Origin of the sequence: Fictibacillus sp. 7GRE50, assembly GCF_015903875.1 — a bacterium.
GTDB lineage: Bacteria > Bacillota > Bacilli > Bacillales > Fictibacillaceae > Fictibacillus > Fictibacillus phosphorivorans.
This window is the reverse complement of record NZ_JACZDW010000012.1, coordinates 24,051-42,453: the sequence shown is the minus strand read 5'-3', so window position 1 is coordinate 42,453 and position 18,403 is coordinate 24,051. Positions and strand designations below refer to the sequence as shown.

Here is an 18,403-nt window from a genome sequence, read left to right as displayed (position 1 = left end):
TCTTCCCACCTCCTGTTAATTAAAAATCTAAGGGTATTTCTCGGTCACTCCAACCGTTTAAATACTTTACAAAAGGTACTTCTGGGCCTTGCCCGGTTTTACTTATTTCTTTTAAACTCTTTTCAAAAAAACCTTGAAAGCTTGTAAGTTTTGAATCAGCCTCAGCATCAACCTCAATACGTTCATCGGAATTAAAATATTTTATGGAGGCATTGTTATCTTTTGCACCATTACTTATAATATTTTGGCTAGCTACAGATTGTATGGCAAAGATTGTGTCTGTTTTTTCTAAATGACTTTTCACTAAATCATGTAATTCTTTATTCTGAGGAATTTCTTCACTTAAAACTTCATTTATTGCAATAATCTGCGCTTCAGAATCTGTTATATTTGCATCTGATGAACGAATTTCTAGCTTTCTCTTTTCTATAATATCTTTTAAAGATTTTAGTCCATGACTTGCAAAAAATAGAGGGCCATGTATAGGATGACTATCAAAATCACTAACAGCTTCATTCACAGCATCATAGACTACATCCGTAGCTGCCAAACTCGCATGTTCTGCTGCATTTGTTGCTTGTTCGCTGGCAAAAAAAACCTTTGAAATATTAATGACAAAGAAAAATAGCAGAGCAGTTAGACCTAAAAGCCAAATTAAATAAAACGTTGCATTCCCACGTTCATTATTCATAACTAATCACTCTGCTATCTGTTGATAATTCGAAAGGGATCCAAAAAAAGTCTTTACTTCTCCATTCATCGGGTATGAAAACTAATCCCAATTCTACATTTATGGTAGCTGTGAAATCACCATTAGTATCTACAGGTGAAAAATTGACAGATTGAAAGTTTACTAATTTTCCACCACCAACAATTTGACTTGCTTGATTAACAGCTTCATCTTGTGTCCCACCTGTTGAAATTACTTTTGCAGCTTCGTTCATTGCCGACTGAGTAGATAACACTGCGTACCCAAATGCAACAGCCTGCCATAAGAGCATTAATAGTAAGAAGTAAAAAGGTAATATTCCTAAAAATTCAAAGGATATTGCTCCTTTTTGATTATTCTTTTTTTGAATTAAAGCGAAAGTTTTTTTCATTTATTGCAGCCCCTAGATCTTCATCCTATTTAGGTTTGTTCTCTTCTGCTAACTTCTCCAATTCCTTTTGCGCATCTTCTAAGTTACCTTCATTTATTGAATCCAATTGTTTTTCAATATCTTGTCTATATTTTTTCATTGTTTCAAAACGGTCAATACGTTTATTGTCTAAATATCTCCAGCTTTTTTTACTAATTTCCCCTTCATCTCTTAAATGTCTGATAGTATACCTGTAATTGTTATTTTCTCTTATATATGCTTCTGCAAAATCATTTGAAAAATAGAGGATATCAAACTTCTGATCAATGAATTGGCTTTTTGCATCTCGATCAGCACTTTCTTTCCAATCATTCCAAAGCTCAGCTATTTGCTTAGCTTTATCTAACTCCTGGTTTAATTGTTCAGCATTGTTTACAGAAGCATAAGTTCCTTTAGATGCTTTTGCAATATCCATTAATTGTTTTTGACCTTTACTATCGATATCAAAACCTAGAATATTAACGATTGGCTCAATATTAGAATTGGCTATGGATTGACCAGCTTTAACTGGATCATCATCACATGTTGCAATGCCATCACTAACTAGATAAATAATATTTGTATTTGTTGCACTATCAAAAGTACTTAAATCTTTTTTAGCTTCATTTAATGCTAATGCAATAGGAGTCCAACCAGCAGGTTTAAATTTATTTAAAGAATTACTAAAATCCGCATCGTCAAATTTTTGCAAGGAATAAACCAACTCAGAGCTACCACAAGATAATGCTTTATCACTGTCGTTGCCGCTACCTTTATGGCCGTAGACTCTTAATGCTACATTTGCGTTACTAGGTAGTTTAGAAGCAAACTCTTTAATAGAATCTTTTGCAAGCTCCATTTTGGTTTTATTTCCTATCTTAGCAGCCATACTTCCACTTGCATCTAAAATGATCTCAACATTTAAATTTTCTTTAAAATGATATCTTTCATCATCAAGTTCGGGATTTCCAAAAGACTGTAGTTTTATTCCTTCAAGCACTTGATCTGGACTTGGATAATCTTCGTGATATAAAGAGACCATTTTTGCCCAGTATTGATCTAACATCTCTTCGTTTGTAGTATCATCTAATTTCGGAAAGTCTTTGAAGGTTTCTAATACTCGATTCTTATCAGTATCATTTGCTCTAAAATCTAACCCAGCAAATTGACCTGTTGGATAAGTCAATATTTCCTCTAAATTCCCTGAAGGTTTGGAAGCATCACTTATACTATTAAAATCTCCCTTACTTGAATCATCTTCAGCTTTATCATCATTTGAAACAGATGATTCTTTTGTTTGCTTAATCTGACCCTTACTTTCATCATTTGAACATGCCACTAATGATATTGTTAATAATAAGATTATTACCGCGATGATGAAAATATTATTTGGTTTCATAGCTGTCTAAAGACTCCCTCCATTTAGTTAACAGGCAAGTGAAGAAAAACATCTTCACTTGCCTGGTTATGTTTATTTACCTCCAACTTGATCTTCAATAGAGCTTATGATCCCTTCCAATACAGCCTCAATACGGCCTTTACCAGCTCCACCTAAGAAAGTTGATGCTATGCCTACTACCATTATTAATAATGCTGCAATTCCAAGCCACTCCAAAGATTGAGCACCTTTTTGATTTTTTAAAGCCTCTTGAACTCTTAAATAAAGTGCAATACTTAACTTTTGCATAGTAATTTCCTCCTAGTTGTTTTTTATATTTACTTTTAAGCAAAAAACTTAAAAGTTGAAACTATGTTTACTTTTGAAAAACTCCTAATATGTTGTTATCTCCCATGAACATGTTCATGATCATCAATCCACCAATTAAGAATATTGCAGTTGGCATGACTATGAAAGTTGTAATTAGTGTTATCTTTGGAGAAGCTTTAGCCGCTTTTTCTTTTACTTGTTCTTGCCTTATTGTTCGCATGTCCTCTGCTTGAATTTTAAAAGTCGTAGCAACTGGCACACCTAGAGTCATCCCTTGAATAAGCGACTTAATTAACGTTTGAAATTCCGGGTTATCATTTCTAGCTAGTAAATTTCGATACGCTTTTTCACGTTCAACGCCTAAATCAATTTCCTGATTAAAACGGCCAAATTCTTCTCGCAAAGGACCTGAAAAAAATTTAACTACTTCTCTTAATGCCTGATCTAATCCTATTCCAGCTTGTAAGCTAACACTTACAGTATCCAAAAAATCAGGCAAGTCATACCTTAGGTTATCTTGTCTTTGCTTTGCTTTTTGTTTTAACCAGATAATCGGCATGAAGTAACCCCCAACAGGTAATAGAACTATGCCAAAGTTCGATAATGGTAGACCTAGTAGTAATGAAGTTGTACCTATACCAAATCCAATCAAGGCAAATACTATTTTTAACCCTTGAAATCTTTCAACTGTTAAATCAAGCGGATAACTAGATTTTTTTAACCAATCTTCTACTTCATGTGATTCACTAAATAAGTCAATTCTTTGACCAATTGCAGAAAAATCATCAGCTTGTTTAGTTAATTTCTTTATTACTTTTACTAACACTGTATCTTTCTTTCTTAGATGTTGTTCTTCATAAAAAATAGATTCTTTAATATGTGTTTGTATTAAAGCTTTTTTATTTCTAAATTGATACCAACTATATAGGCCAATAATTAGAAATAGCCAACAAAATAAAATTGCTAATAAAATGAGAGTATCCATAATTACACCTTTATATTTGTTACTTTTCTAACAAGAATAAAAGTAATGCCTGTCCCTATAATAAAAATTGTCCCAAGTATAATACCAGGAATACTAGAAAGTGGTTCGAGAAATCCATCAACTATTTGATTCATAATAAGCAATAACAATATGGGTAAAGCTGGCACAAAATATGAAATATATCTTTGTTCAGCAGTCATTGTTTTAATCGTTTGATTTAGTATTTTTCTTTCTTCTAAAGTGTTAGCCATCTCATCAAGTATCGAAAAAAGATTACCGCCTGATTTTTTCTGAATTAATAATGTCGCAATAAATAATTGAAATTCTCTCGAGGGAATTCTATCCTGCAAATCACGCATAGCTTTGTCAAAATCAACACCCAGCCTAAGTTCACTTGCAACTCTTGAAAATTCCTCTCTAGCAGGAGAAGCAGCCTCTCTAGCTATCATTTCTATACCCTGATTAATAGTCATTCCGGCTCTGGCGGAGTTTCCTAATAAGCGACACACTTCAGAAAGTTGACTGTTCAACCGTTCGTAATAACGATTTTGTCTTATTAAAAATAATAGCCAATAGGTAAGGCCTGCAGTAAATATTCCTAATAGAAAACTAATAAGCAAAGGTACATCAAATAAGTTTGTAAATATTACCGTTATTCCTAAACAACCAACAATTAGAGCTCCAAGTAACTCTGATGCAGTTAACGAAACACTAGCTTTTTGCAATTTATCATTCAATGGTTTAGCCAGTTCTGTCTGATCAAATTTGTTTCCCCAAACAACAATCTTGCTTTTTCTTTTTTGAGTTGGAAAATACTTCGAGACCTTTTGTCTCCAATCTTTTTTGTGTGATCTAAATCCTAAATATTGATAGAAGCCGATGATAAAAAGAATAACAGAAAAACTAAACAGAATAGACGGTATCATTCGACATAACCTCCTTTGGCCAAAACAGAGATTCATCAATATTTATTCCAAACACCTTAAGCCTTTCTAAACACTTAGGTACATTTCCTGTTGGCGTGAAATATCCTAGTACCTTACCGTTTTCACCCATGCCAGTTCGATTAAATTTAAAAATTTCTTTCATCTGAACCTTTTCGTTTTCATCTTTAAATACTTCTGCAATAGATACAATCTTACGTTTACCATCAGACAAACGCTCACCTTGAACGATAAAATCCAGAGCTCCTACAATATATTCTCTTATGACTTCAGAAGGTAAATCCATTCCGGACATGATAACCATACCTTCAACACGACTTAGAGCATCGAATGGTGAATTAGCATGGACGGTCGTCATTGATCCTTCATGACCTGTATTCATGGCTTGGAGCATATCAAAAGCCTCGGATCCCCTAACCTCACCTACAATTATTCGATCTGGACGCATACGCAGAGCATTTTTAACTAGTTGCCTAATGGTAATCTCACCTGAACCTTCAACGTTTGGAGGTCTTGCTTCCATTCCTACTACACTTGCTCTATCAAGTTTGAGTTCTGCAGAATCCTCGATTGTTATAACACGTTCTGAAGGGGGTATTGCTCTTGCAAGCGCATTAAGAAGTGTAGTTTTTCCACTTCCAGTACCTCCAGAAATTAAGACATTTAATTTTGCTTTAATAATTGCTTGTAAAAAAGTAGACATCGACTCATCCATAGAATGAAAATCAATCAAATCTTCCATCTTAAATGGGTCTTTTCTAAATTTTCGAATTGAAACCAAAGTACCATTTAAACTTACCGGAGGAATAACAGCATTTACACGACTTCCATCATGAAGTCTAGCATCAACCATTGGAGAACTCTCATCAATTCTTCGACCGAGTGGAGCAACAACTCTATCTACAATGTGCCTCACATGATTTTCATCTTTAAATTGAATATTGGTTTTTTTTAATTGTCCGTTCTTCTCGATAAATATTTCCTTATGTCCATTAATAAGAATCTCCGTAATATCTGGATCATTTAATAACGGTTCCAAAGGTCCAAAACCTACTGATTCATCTATTAATCTAATAAGCAAAGCTTCTTTATCATGCCTTGGAATAATAACCTTCTCTTCAGACATGAATGAACTTACAAGCTTTTCAATTGATAGCCTCATTTCTCCTCTACTTAAACTTGTAAGTTGTTCTAGATTAGTCTCATGTAATAAACGCCCTTTATAATGTTCGACAAGCTTGTCAATATATGGGTTAGAATAAGTGTTGTTTATATTGGTTTTTTTTAGAGAAGGTAAATCCTTTTCACGGTTAAAAATCGACATATTTTACCTCCTTCCTTATTTTTGAAAATTAATTTAGATTTGATAAAACCCATTTTTTAATATCTTTAGCAGGTTGAGATAGCTTCTTTTCATTAGGAACTTTTTGAAGTGGCAAACCTTTATTAATTAAAGGTTGAACTGTTTTTTTGTCATAACGTATATCTGTTATGACCGGTGCAGTTACAAGGTCCTTAATATCTGTTACGGATATCTCATTTTCTTTACCGGTTTTATTTACAATAATTTGGAGCCTTTCATTTACATCTATTCCAAGCCTTTGGAACAATTGTTCTGCATCTTTAAATGCTCTTAAAGAAGGTGTATCTAAATTTAATATATAATTAATAACATCAGATTCTTCTAGGGCAATATACGTTTTGTCGTCAATATATGAAGGAAGATCTAAAATCACAAAATCATAATTTCTTCTACATGCTCGAATTAATTTAGCTATAAAGTCCTGTGTTATTCCTTCCGCTGTTTCTGCATCTTTAGGGCTTAAAAGAATTTCTAGCTTTGAATGATTTTCCTTTTCACTAACATTTTGTATATGAGATTCAGTTAGCTCTTCTATAACTGGAGTTAAATCAATTAGTGAACGTGTGCTTTCAATACTAAGATAAGTTTCGATCCCTCCAAATTGAAGATTAAGATCTATCAAGAGCACCTGTGCAGTTGATTCTAATTTAAGTGTCTGAGCGAAAGAAGATGCCACAAACGTTTTACCGCTACCTCCCTTTGCACTGTAAAAAGAGATGACTTGTCCCCTGCCTCTTTTAAATGAAGTGTTATGACTCTCTTGTACACCAGTTTCATTCGTTTCTAATCTCTTAATAATGGCTTGGAGTCTTTTCTCAAATAAAGAAATTTCATCTGGAATAACAAAATAGTCAACCGCTCCAGCGCGAATTACATCTCGCAATAAAATAAAGTCTTGTGTTTCTGTTAAAAACAGGATAGGTATTGAATTATCTGCATTAATACTTTGAACCAATTCAACAGTAGAATCATCTGTTTTTATGACGATAATAATATCAGGTGCTGATCTATCAAGTTCTTTAAAAACTTCATGAGAATTTACGGTATCTACTTTTATAAAATGTTCTGAAAGAAAATGAATCTGATCTGTTAACTCCGAATTATCACTAACAATTAATAACTTCCGATCTTGAAGCATTTTTCGTCCTCCATTGTATAACGATCTTTTCTAGTTTTTTACTGGCTGTTCTGCTGGCTTTGTTGGTTGTTGAGCAGGCTTATCTTTCGTCTCTTTAGTATTTGGAGCCTTTTGCTCTTGTTGAACTGGTGGAGCTTTAGGTGCTTCTTTACTAGGTTCATTTGCTTCAGGAGATTTGTTAACTGCTTGTCCAACATTAGCTTTTATTACACGAACACTATCAGAATAGTTTTGTATATGAACTAATTTAGATGTGTCTTCTATAGATACTTCTAGTGCCACTCCGTAAAACTGCTTTTTGTCTGTTCTATAAGCCCTACTTACCTTAACGTCTGACATAAAGATTTCAGTTTTCGGCTTACCTTCTAGTTGTTGAGAAACTATAATATCAACTCGATCAAGTGCCTCAACTTCTTCATCGAAACGAACTTTATCTGACGCATAAAGCATTACTAATCTGTTGTCCTCATTCAAAACACTGGAAGTTTGTTTTAACATGTTTTTTGTAATAATATCACCTTTGGTCAATGGTACCGTGGCAACCTTATCCACTAAGTCTTTCCGTTCTGTGATGTGAGAAGCTGTAATATACCTATTGGGTATTTCCTCAGTAGTTACGTCATCAGGAGTTAATAATTCACGGGATGGAACGTTTTCTTTTGCCACATAAATTTTTGTCATGCCACCTAAATCAGCATTAAGTTGTCGTACTTTTTGAAGTACTAAAAAACCTGCGATGAGTGCTAGAAGAATTGCTAGAGTTATAAAGATAAATGCTCGACGTTTTGACTCAATCATTGTTTCATATACCTACTTCCTACAAAAATGTACTTAAATCATAACTTTAATATAATTTGTCATATCTTCTGTTTTTTTCTATGCCAAAACTATCACATATTTTCCAAGAGCGTCAACCCCTCTAAATCCTTGGCTTATAAAGGTTTATAGCACTTATCCACAACCTTCTTACTATCCTCCTTCAAACTTCGACTCTTTTCGACAACCCTACAAAATAACTATACTAGGAATATAATCACAGTTATAATACATAAATAACCATTAATTCTAAAATTTAATTTCCACAAAATTTACATTCTAAAACCTAAAAAGCCCATATTGCAAGAGTTTCATACTTTTGAACTAAACATTAACTACTAGGAATAAAGACTTAAATCTTAAAAAGCCGCGTAAACATATGTTTACGCGGCTTTTTAAAACAAGTTTTAATTGTATTCACCAATTCCAACAGTATACTGGGTTCGCATATCATTACAAAATCTATTTAAGTTCGCCAATCCATTTCCACGAATACTCATCATAATATTTAGGTCCGGTGTATGAATCAATCATCATTTTCTCACCAGGCTTAAGTGTTATCTTTTCAGTTGTAATTTCCCCGACTTTTTCTTTATCATCTTTTACTGTTATAAGAACTTTTCCAGTAAAGGTTACTTTTTTATTAAAATTTGATACGTACACTTCATAATATTTCTTTTTATTAATACTATATGTTCTTACCGCTAAGTTTAAGTTTTTATAGCTTTCTTGATTGGAAACCCCGTTTTCTTTATAATTCATTTCCATTTCACTAAGTGCACTTTTCTCTCTCTGTTCATCCTTAAAATCAGTGTATACAAGTATTCCATTAAAAAAAATCATAACAAAAACAAAAATACTTATACCTAATATTTTTCCTTTTGTGTCCCCTATTTCATTTCTTTTCTTTTTATAGAATCCAATTCCAAATATTAACCCTAAGAAAATTGCTAAAAGGTTACAAAAAATAATTAACCACAATTGCATATTATACCTCCTACTCGGTATTAAAATCTTCTAACAAAAACATAATATTATTCTTACGCCAGTTCTAAACAAATAGTTTCTAACTCTTCAACTTAATATAGCATTAAAAAATCAACCCCAACAACTCTTCACTATAATAAAACGTCACTAACGCGCCTACCGCTAAATATGGTCCGAACGGTATTGCGGTCTTTCGGTTATATTTCTTCGTTACTAATCCTACGATTGCGACTAATACCCCTACGATGGACGCGACCATCAGTGTTAGATATGCTCCTTGAAACCCGAGTACAAGACCTAATACGCCCATCAGCTTAATGTCTCCACCGCCGATTCCGCCTTTAGAGAGAACCGCTAACAATAACAAGAATAAGAATCCGAGCAGACTTCCAACGCCTGCATCTATCCAACCTCTTGGTTCAAAGATCACTTGTAAGGCTAGGAACCACACGAAAAATACGATCAGCACTTTGTCCGAGATAATAAAGTACAATAGGTCGGAAACGGTAATGATGGCGCATAATAAAACGAGTGAACAGGCTAACAACAATTCGATAGAGAAACCGAATTTTATGTATGAAAAACTATAAAGAGCACCAGTTGCGAGCTCCACCATCGTATATAAAAGGGGGATCCGCTTCTTACATGTTTTACACTTTGCGCCCGCAGTGAGATACGAAACGATGGGAAACAGCTCGTACCATTTTAGCTGTCTTTCGCAATGGTCACATTGTGAACGCTCTACCCCTACGATCTTCATTCCTTTTGGCAGACGATAGCCGATTACTCCGCCGAACGAGGCTAATACGGCTCCTACTATAAAAAACCAAACGCTCCACATTGCTTCCATTTCCCACTTCTCCCTTAATCTTCTTTCTGCACACTATTATAATGAAGAAACTTATTTTTTGCATCTCTCTTCCTTAAAGTTATCGGCTATCTTTTTTATTTGTTTTCCTGCACATACAAAAAAGGAATGCCCGAAAACGGACATTCCTACGAATGTTTATTACTATTCGACTAAGAAAACGAAATAGCTGATGAAGACGATGAAGAGAACCCACATGATCGGGTGAACTTCTTTGAAACGTCCTTTTACTGTCATTGTTAGTGGGTACATAACAAATCCTAGTGCGATCCCTGTTGCAATGCTGTATGTGAGCGGCATGGCGATCAATGTTAAGAATGCTGGTACTGCGATTTCTAATCGGTCCCACTTGATCTTGCTTAGCACCGATACCATGAGTACACCGACAATGATAAGCGCTGGTGCCGTTACAGATGGTGTTACGACTACTAATAATGGTGAGAAGAAAAGAGCTAATAAGAACAATCCACCCGTTACAACAGATGTGAATCCTGTACGTCCACCTGCTGCTACACCTGAAGCTGATTCGATGTATGCTGTTGTTGAAGATGTTCCAAGAATCGCACCAACTGCGATCGCGGATGAATCAGCAAGCAACGCTTTACCTGCACGAGGCAGCTTGTTGTCTTTCATGATTCCGGCTTGTGAAGCAACTGCCATCAATGTTCCTGCTGTATCAAAGAAATCAACGATAAAGAACGTTAGAACAACGATCATCATGTCTACTGTGAAAATTTGATCAAAGTGAGAGAACGCTTGTCCGAATGTTGGCGCAAGGCTCGGAATCGCTCCTACGATTTGATCAGGCTTATTGATCAAGCCAGCAAAGATACCAACTACAGCGGTGATTACCATGCCGTAGAAGATTCCTCCACGAACGTTTCGGATCATCATTAAAATCGTAATGATGAAACCAAAGATGGCAAGAAGTGTCGGACCTTGTGTTAAGTCACCAAGAGATACAAGTGTTGCTTTACTTGGTGCGACGATTCCTGCGTTCTTCAGTCCGATAAATGCGATGAACAGCCCGATACCGGACGCTGCAGCAAACTTTAGATCTTCCGGGATCGCGTTTATGATGGTTTCACGGATTTTAAATAATGTAATAAAAATAAAGATAATTCCAGACATCAATACGCCAGCAAGTGCTGTTTGCCACGGGATATCCATGACCAAGACTACTGAGTAAGCGAAGAAAGCGTTAAGTCCCATACCTGGAGCAAGTGCGATCGGATACTTGGCTACGATTCCCATGAAAAGTGTTCCAAGGGCCGCTGCAAGTGCAGTTGCCGTGAACACGGCACCTTTATCCATCCCAGCATCACCTAGTACGGATGGGTTAACGAATAAAATGTAAGCCATCGCAAGGAACGTTGTTAATCCCGCTGTTGCTTCTTTTTTGTAAGAAGTGTTGAACTCCTTGAAACCAAAATACTTTTCCATCTATAAATCCCCCTATACCCTGTCTACGTATAAAGCTTCTCTTTAAAAGTCGCTCATGACTCGAAGTGTTTGACCTGTTCTTCATTGACTAGTTGATTGGAGCGTAAGGTGCGAGACTCCTGTGGGACAAGCGGTCAGGTGAGACACTTAATGGCGCAAAGCTGCAAGTGGCTCACCGCCTGCCCCACGGAAAGCGAAGCACCTGGAGCGCAAATCAACTACTTCCAAAAGCAGCTTTGTTCAAACAAAAAGACCCAAGGGACAAGCCCTTGGGTCTGAATACGTAAGAGTTAATGAAACGTGGCCTATGCAAAGAGAGCATGTGCGCCATGTTTCAAAAATCCTTCGTAGTCAGACCATTTACGGCAGTCTGGTAGAAACTTTCGGGCCATATCCCCGAATTTATACGTAGGAAATACATTTAATTTTTAATTACTACTTGAGTATAGGTCGAACTTTGTCGTACGTCAAGCGTTTTTACGAATGATTTTATGTTATTTTACGATAATCGTTCGTGTTTTCGCTTACATGCCTATTCCCACTCGATTGTTGCTGGTGGCTTAGACGTAATATCGTACACCACGCGGTTGATGTGATCCACTTCGTTTACGATACGAGTAGAGATCTTTTCTAGTACGTCCCAAGGGATACGTGCCCAGTCAGAAGTCATTCCGTCGATCGACGTTACGGCACGAATACCGATCGTGTAATCGTACGTACGAGCGTCACCCATTACACCAACGCTTCGGATGTCAGGTAAGACCGTGAAATATTGCCACACTTCACGCTCTAAGCCTGCTTTTGCGATCTCTTCACGAAGGATGAAATCAGACTCACGAACGATTTCTAACTTCTCTTCTGTAATCGCACCAAGTACACGGATTCCTAGACCAGGGCCTGGGAACGGCTGACGCCAAACGATGTGCTCAGGAATGCCAAGCTCTGTACCTACTTTACGCACTTCATCTTTAAAGAGTGTGTTAAGAGGCTCGATCAATTTGAACTGCATGTCTTCAGGAAGTCCGCCAACGTTATGGTGAGACTTGATCGTTTGTGCAGTTGCTGTACCGCTCTCTACGATATCTGTGTAAAGTGTACCTTGTGCAAGGAATTCGATGCCTTGTAGGTTTGACGCTTCTTCATCAAATACGTAGATGAACTCGTTACCGATGATTTTACGTTTCTTCTCAGGATCAGATACACCTTCAAGCTTGCTTAAGAAACGCTCTTTCGCATCGACTTTGATGATGTTGATGTTGAATCCTTCGCTGAACGTTTTCATAACTTGATCTGCTTCATCTTTACGAAGAAGTCCGTGATCAACGAAGATACATGTTAATTGGTCACCGATCGCTTTATGAACAAGTACGGCAACAACAGATGAGTCAACGCCACCTGACATTGCGCAGATAACTTTTTTGTCGCCAACAACATCACGGATCTTTTGAATTTCGTCTTCGATCCAGTTTTCCATCGTCCAGTTGCCTTCACATTCACAAACAGATTTTACGAAATTATCAAGAAACTCGATACCGTACTCTGAATGACGAACTTCTGGGTGGAATTGTACGCCGTAAAGTTTACGAGATACATCACTCATCGCAGCTACAGGACAAGAAAGACTCGTAGCGTCTGTTACGAAACCTTCTGGTGGCGCAACAACTAAGTCACTATGGCTCATCCATACCACTTGTTGTTCTGGAAGTTTTTCATAGAGCTTGTTCGTGTTTGTTACAGTGATTTCTGCTTTACCGTATTCACGGTGGCTCGCGCGCTCTACTTTACCGCCGAAGTGATAGCTCATCAACTGCATACCATAACAGATACCAAGCACTGGGATATCCAGATCAAAAATAGCTGGATCACAAGCTGGTGCCCCTTCTGCATAAACAGAGTTAGGTCCACCAGAGAAGATGATTCCTTTTGGGTTCATTTTCTTTATATCTTCCGCAGTTGTCGTGTGCGGATGTAATTCACTGTATACTCCTAAATCACGGATACGACGTGCAATCAACTGATTATATTGTCCACCGAAATCTAACACAACGATCATTTCACTCATTACGTGCAAATCATTCGTTACGCTCATGTACTCACCCCATCTATTATTATCAGCTATAGTATCCGTCAGCTTGTCTATCTTTACACTTTCTTTATAAAACAAAAAGAATTCTACCCTTGTTTTCCACATACAAAAACAAAGGCAGAATTCCTTAAAATGTAGCTATAAAGAATCCTGCCTTCATAGTCAGGTCATTTTCGGCAACCCGGTAGAGACTCTCGAACCTTATTATCGAGGATATACGAAGGAGAATAATATCTGACACTATAATCTTAAAGACATTCTAACAATGCCTGTTATAGCGGTCAAGGGCGGATTCTTTTAATTAAATTTTCCCACAATTCTTTATGAAAATCATTCCACAGATCTGACTGCTTTTTTGGACTGAATTGCACGCCTTCATAAGCTTTCGCGAGGATTCTCATGTCCTTTGTATCAAGCTCTCTGTCAACATATAGAGCATACTCTCTCAACGTAAAAGCAGGTCTTCTTTTTATGCCATATACTTTTAATAGCCACATCAAGCGTTCAAAGGCTTGTTCAAAGCTATCAGCGCCTTTTTTGTGTTTGTAGCGCCAAATCGTGTACTGACGAAGCCATTTTCTGCGGAACAGATAAGCCAGCCCAGCGATCACAACAAGACCGATTAACAGAACTACAGCTAGCGTTCCAACAGAATTCAGGATTGAACTTGAACCCGTTTTCTCTCCAGAAGCAGAGCTATCATCCTTCGTTACGTCTTTTTCAGGCTTGTCTGGCTGAGTCGGAACAGGCTCAGCTGGCGTGGAATCCTTTTCTTCACTCTCTGGCTCGAATGGATTATCAAATCCGCGCGTCGGCTCGAAAGGAACCCATCCGATTCCTGAAAAATACACTTCTACCCACGAGTGGGCGTTTGCGTTTGTAACGGTATATTCACGAAGACCATCATCACCAAGTGCCTCAAAGGTTCCCGGAGTGAAGCCTTTCACCCAACGAGCAGGTATGCCAACAGAACGCAGCATCACGACCATCGACGTTGAAAAGTTATCACAATACCCTATTTTCGTTTCAAACAAAAATTGATCGACGTAATCTTCATCGCCCTTTGGAACCGCAACTTCGATCGTATTATAGCCATAAGCGTTTTTAGCAAAATAGCCTTCGACCGTTTTGACTTTATCGTAGAGCGTTGGTTGGTCGGCAGTAACGTCTTGCGCAAGATCTTTTACCCGCTGCGGCAATGTTTCAGGCAGCTGCAGGTAATTTTCTGTTATATAAACGGGGTATTGATTGTTGGAAGCTTTTAATTGTTCTTCTTTTATTACAGGTAACTGGTAGTCCATCTCGTATTCAGAAAGTTTCTCTTCTCTCCCACCTTGAAAGGTAGAAATTTTTCCGTTTACACCATCTAACTGATAGTTGATATCCGATCCTGCTTTAATGTTGGTTAACTTTCCTGGAATCATTAAAAATGAATATTCTTTTCGTTTTTCCGCTTCGATACGTGCTTTATGGTCTTTCATTTCTAATCCATCTTCCCAGACTCTCGTGTAATTCGTATCGGCTGAAGGATTATCTGCTTCTAAAGCGATCGCTTGAGTCGGAATCTTATTTTCCCACCCTTTACCGGTGTAGAATTCTTTCGTTTCTATCCGCCAATAATGCCTGCCGTTATCATAAGCGGTGAAGATCGGCGTATAGTCGAACTCAAAAGGTCCACCAAGCTGGCTGTCGTTTTCACCATAACCAATCTTTGCGATCCCAGCGCCTTTTCCTAGTCCTTCTTCTCCATCTTTTCCTGACATGTTCTGAAGAAACGGAACAGGATCTGGCCAGATTGGAGATGCTTTTGGTGCCACATACCCTAGAGCTGACGACAATGCAATGACGCCAGAAAGTGGTGCTACCCAAAGAACAGGAAACTTTCCTTTTAAAAGAGAAAACCCTTGCGTTTCAATAATCTTCATCATTCGTAAGATACCGACCAAGATCAGTCCGATGAAAACGGTACGGATGATCGCGAACTTCCCATCATACACCGTAAATGTATCGAGTATCGAAATATAGATAACCGTGATCAAGAAGAACAGGAAGATTCGGCGTGTCTGGACGAGCCAATAATGCATCAAATAACTGACGAGCCAGAGTAAAATAAAGAACAGAAGACTCCTGGAAAGAGACGTCATCTCGTTCCAGTTCTGGTCTGAAAAAAGCCCTAGATTATATTTGATATCTTCAATCAGAAACGGAACCCACTTAAACGATAAAAAGACATCAAAAAAGTAAAGCGAATGAAGCGCATATAACATCGCTCCCAATTTCACCGGAAAAGAAATCCAGAACGGAAGCTGAAAATACGTAACAATAAACAAAAACAATGTGTACATCACGAAAATCTGAATATCGTTTGTCGTCGTAAGTTCTTTAAGTGGTCTTAACCACTCCCATAAAAGAAGGAAGCCTAAGCCGTACAGAACTAAAACGTGTAGTGTTGACGCTTGTTGCTGATTAGATTGAGGCATACGTGCCACCTGCCTTCAGCGCTTCGTTAAAGTCAGAACCAATAATCGGTGTTACAGGCACACCGAACTGTCTGATTCGAGAGATATACGTGAGTTCTTGACTCTTCAATTTGGAATCAAGCGCTAAGTAAAAGAAAATCACGTTCGTTTGCTGTCTGGATGCGATAAGCTCGAGCGTTTTCATCGTGTATTCAGAAAGGTTTGGCGATATGACAAGTGCCGTCTTTCCTTCCATATAACCTGCCATGTATTCCTGCTTCAACCGCTCTTCAAACGGCAGCTTCACGTCTGACTTCACTTTTGCCAGTTCGTGAAGAATCCGCCACTCTTGTTCAACCCCAATATTCATCGGGATTTCTTTTCCAGATAGCGGATGATATCCGATCGAACCACCCTTTGAGATCGCATAGTGAACGATGGATGCCGCAAGCGATACGCCGCGTTCAAACAGCCAATCATGCGTGCCGTAGCTCTTTTCACAATGATCGAGCACAATTACAAAATCATCGTTCCGTTGCTGTTCGAACACTTTCGTCAGCAGCTTGTTCGACCTCGCACTCGCTTTCCAGTGCAGCCAGTTCATTCGGTCGCCAGCGACATAATCACGAACACTGACTGTCGATGTATAGTCAGTAAACGAACGCTTCCCGACCTTTTTCATTCCAGATTGCAGCATCTTCCCTGCTTCCCACCGCTCAATATCCTGGTACTGCGGGTACACAAAGATCTGGTCTTGAACGGAAACACTTGTGCTTTTCAAAACAAAGCCAAAGATGTCGCCTGTACTGATTTGTATCTGATCGAATTTAAACAATCCGCGCGGTACGGGATTTATGGTATACGAGTATTCTAGATGTTTTCTGAACAACGGAAACAACAGGATACGAGACTGGATCTGATGCGTATTGCCCTCGTATCGCGTTTCACGAAGCAACACTTCTGGCAGCACATCCTCTAACACTACGTAAAAGAGCGGAAAGTTGCTGAGTCGTTTGATGACAATTGTCACTTCTATTTCTTCGCCTGCCATCAATTTATTTTTAGAGATATATCGCTCGACTTTCAATCTCTGTATCGGATAGAAAGCCATCGTTATGGAATACAGAACAAGCGGAAGTACACTGTAAAATAGAAACCAGCTTACGAATCCACCTTGAAACATGGCAAAAGAGAAAGTAACAAGTAGTAAAAAGATGATCCCTGAAAACCCGATCGGTGTTTTATACCGCTCCCGAAATTTATGAAGAAACACCTTCATTATGCATGCTGTTCCTTATGAATAGGTGCAGGCACACGTGCCAAAAGCTCATTGATTACTTCTTCTGCTGAAACCCCTTCAAAACGCGCTTCAGGTTTTAATAGCACACGATGAACAAGAACATACGGTGCTAAGTATTTCACATCATCAGGGATAACAAAATCACGATTCATAAGAAGCGCAAAAGCCTGTGCTGCTTTTAATAACGCGAGTGATCCACGCGGACTGACACCGAGCGCAATGGATTTATGATTCCGTGTACGATTGATCAGATCAACGATATATCGCTTGATCGAATCTGATACATAGATGTTCTTCACAGCTGTTTTCAATTCTGAGATCTCTTCAGGCGAGATGGCTGGTTTAAGGAGATGGATCGGGTGTTCGTTTCCAATCACGTTCAATACATTAAATTCTTCCTCTGGAGTTGGATACCCCATCGTAAGCTTCATTAAGAAACGGTCAAGTTGTGCTTCTGGAAGCGGATAAGTTCCTTCGTATTCGATTGGATTTTGTGTGGCCATAACTAAGAAAGGATCGGGCAGTATGTGCGTCTGTCCATCAACCGTCATGCTCATTTCTTCCATCGATTCAAGAAGTGCCGATTGCGTCTTCGGTGACGTACGGTTGATCTCATCGGCGAGAATGATGTTTCCAACGAGAGGACCTGGTCTAAATTCAAAACTCATATCTTTTTGGTTATATATCGATACCCCCGTCATATCAGAAGGCAATAAATCAGGTGTGAACTGGATGCGGTTAAAAGTTAGGCCCAGAGATTTAGCGATGGAACGCACCATCATCGTCTTCCCTACTCCTGGTACGTCTTCAAGTAAAACATGTCCCCCTGCTAATAACGAAACAAGCGTTAACTCTGTAACCTTTTTCTTACCTACCATAACTTTTTCTACGTTTGCGATGACCTCTCTAAGATGAGGATGATATTCAAATGTCTTTTCATTTCTAGCGCTCATGATAGACTCCCCTCTAACATTTCTGTCTCTACATTATTTAATTTTTTCTTTCCTTTAAATATTCTCATCAGACAGACGATATTCCTTGTTTTTTTACAAAAAAAGAGCAGATTCGATATCAGTGAACAAATAAAAAAGATGCACCTTAAACAGTACACCGTAATCGCTCTTTCTAAATATTGTTTTGAGATATTAAACTCTAATTTCCCAAGCTTAATAAGTATGCTTTTTTTGT

The 18,403-nt window shown here is 37.9% G+C and carries 16 protein-coding genes and 2 riboswitches; all 16 genes read right to left on the bottom strand.

The genetic code is table 11. From position 1 onward, the window contains the following. Positions 1–19 precede the first annotated feature (19 nt). On the bottom strand, positions 20–691 hold the full coding sequence (locus IHV12_RS22025; protein ID WP_197192244.1) for a Tad domain-containing protein: 672 nt from the start codon (positions 689–691) through the stop codon (positions 20–22). Further along, positions 684–1,100 (bottom strand): TadE/TadG family type IV pilus assembly protein, encoded by a 417-nt coding sequence (locus IHV12_RS22020; protein ID WP_197192243.1) that lies wholly within the window; start codon positions 1,098–1,100, stop codon positions 684–686. The genes IHV12_RS22025 and IHV12_RS22020 overlap by 8 nt, the downstream gene beginning before the upstream one ends. Before the next feature lie 25 nt (positions 1,101–1,125). Then, positions 1,126–2,517, bottom strand: a complete 1,392-nt coding sequence (locus IHV12_RS22015) for a VWA domain-containing protein (protein WP_197192242.1) — start codon at positions 2,515–2,517, stop codon at positions 1,126–1,128. A gap of 72 nt (positions 2,518–2,589) precedes the next feature. Next, positions 2,590–2,805, bottom strand: a complete 216-nt coding sequence (locus IHV12_RS22010; protein ID WP_197192241.1) for a hypothetical protein — start codon at positions 2,803–2,805, stop codon at positions 2,590–2,592. Between the two features lie 67 nt (positions 2,806–2,872). Next, entirely contained in the window at positions 2,873–3,811 is a 939-nt protein-coding gene (locus IHV12_RS22005) for a type II secretion system F family protein (RefSeq protein ID WP_197192240.1), read from the bottom strand. Positions 3,812–3,813: 2 nt separating this feature from the next. After that, complete coding sequence (locus IHV12_RS22000; RefSeq protein WP_197192239.1) at positions 3,814–4,737, bottom strand: type II secretion system F family protein; 924 nt, start codon at positions 4,735–4,737, stop codon at positions 3,814–3,816. After that, positions 4,715–6,079 carry a CpaF family protein gene (locus tag IHV12_RS21995; RefSeq protein WP_197192238.1) on the bottom strand — a complete coding sequence of 455 codons (1,365 nt, stop codon included), beginning with the start codon at positions 6,077–6,079 and terminating at the stop codon, positions 4,715–4,717. Before IHV12_RS21995 ends, IHV12_RS22000 begins: the two co-directional genes overlap by 23 nt. A gap of 28 nt (positions 6,080–6,107) precedes the next feature. Continuing rightward, positions 6,108–7,256 carry an AAA family ATPase gene (locus tag IHV12_RS21990; protein ID WP_197192237.1) on the bottom strand — a complete coding sequence of 383 codons (1,149 nt, stop codon included), beginning with the start codon at positions 7,254–7,256 and terminating at the stop codon, positions 6,108–6,110. A gap of 30 nt (positions 7,257–7,286) precedes the next feature. Further along, positions 7,287–8,054, bottom strand: coding sequence for a Flp pilus assembly protein CpaB (gene cpaB / locus IHV12_RS21985; protein ID WP_197192236.1), 768 nt, complete (start codon positions 8,052–8,054; stop codon positions 7,287–7,289). 480 nt (positions 8,055–8,534) lie between these two features. Beyond that, positions 8,535–9,059, bottom strand: coding sequence for a hypothetical protein (locus IHV12_RS21980; protein ID WP_197192235.1), 525 nt, complete (start codon positions 9,057–9,059; stop codon positions 8,535–8,537). Between the two features lie 103 nt (positions 9,060–9,162). Beyond that, a complete protein-coding gene (locus IHV12_RS21975; RefSeq protein ID WP_197192234.1) occupies positions 9,163–9,909 on the bottom strand; it encodes a prepilin peptidase in 747 nt (248 codons plus the stop codon). A gap of 162 nt (positions 9,910–10,071) precedes the next feature. Then, complete coding sequence (locus tag IHV12_RS21970) at positions 10,072–11,370, bottom strand: NCS2 family permease (protein WP_137792202.1); 1,299 nt, start codon at positions 11,368–11,370, stop codon at positions 10,072–10,074. A 328-nt stretch (positions 11,371–11,698) separates the two neighbouring features. Further along, positions 11,699–11,800: riboswitch (purine riboswitch) on the bottom strand. Between the two features lie 102 nt (positions 11,801–11,902). Continuing rightward, positions 11,903–13,459 (bottom strand): glutamine-hydrolyzing GMP synthase, encoded by a 1,557-nt coding sequence (gene guaA / locus IHV12_RS21965; protein ID WP_305069396.1) that lies wholly within the window; start codon positions 13,457–13,459, stop codon positions 11,903–11,905. A gap of 136 nt (positions 13,460–13,595) precedes the next feature. Continuing rightward, positions 13,596–13,697: riboswitch (purine riboswitch) on the bottom strand. Positions 13,698–13,737: 40 nt separating this feature from the next. Next, positions 13,738–15,936 carry a transglutaminase domain-containing protein gene (locus tag IHV12_RS21960; RefSeq protein WP_197192233.1) on the bottom strand — a complete coding sequence of 733 codons (2,199 nt, stop codon included), beginning with the start codon at positions 15,934–15,936 and terminating at the stop codon, positions 13,738–13,740. Beyond that, positions 15,923–17,194, bottom strand: a complete 1,272-nt coding sequence (locus IHV12_RS21955) for a DUF58 domain-containing protein (protein ID WP_197192232.1) — start codon at positions 17,192–17,194, stop codon at positions 15,923–15,925. The genes IHV12_RS21960 and IHV12_RS21955 overlap by 14 nt, the downstream gene beginning before the upstream one ends. After that, positions 17,194–18,168 carry an AAA family ATPase gene (locus IHV12_RS21950; protein ID WP_197134580.1) on the bottom strand — a complete coding sequence of 325 codons (975 nt, stop codon included), beginning with the start codon at positions 18,166–18,168 and terminating at the stop codon, positions 17,194–17,196. Before IHV12_RS21950 ends, IHV12_RS21955 begins: the two co-directional genes overlap by 1 nt. Positions 18,169–18,403 lie beyond the last annotated feature (235 nt).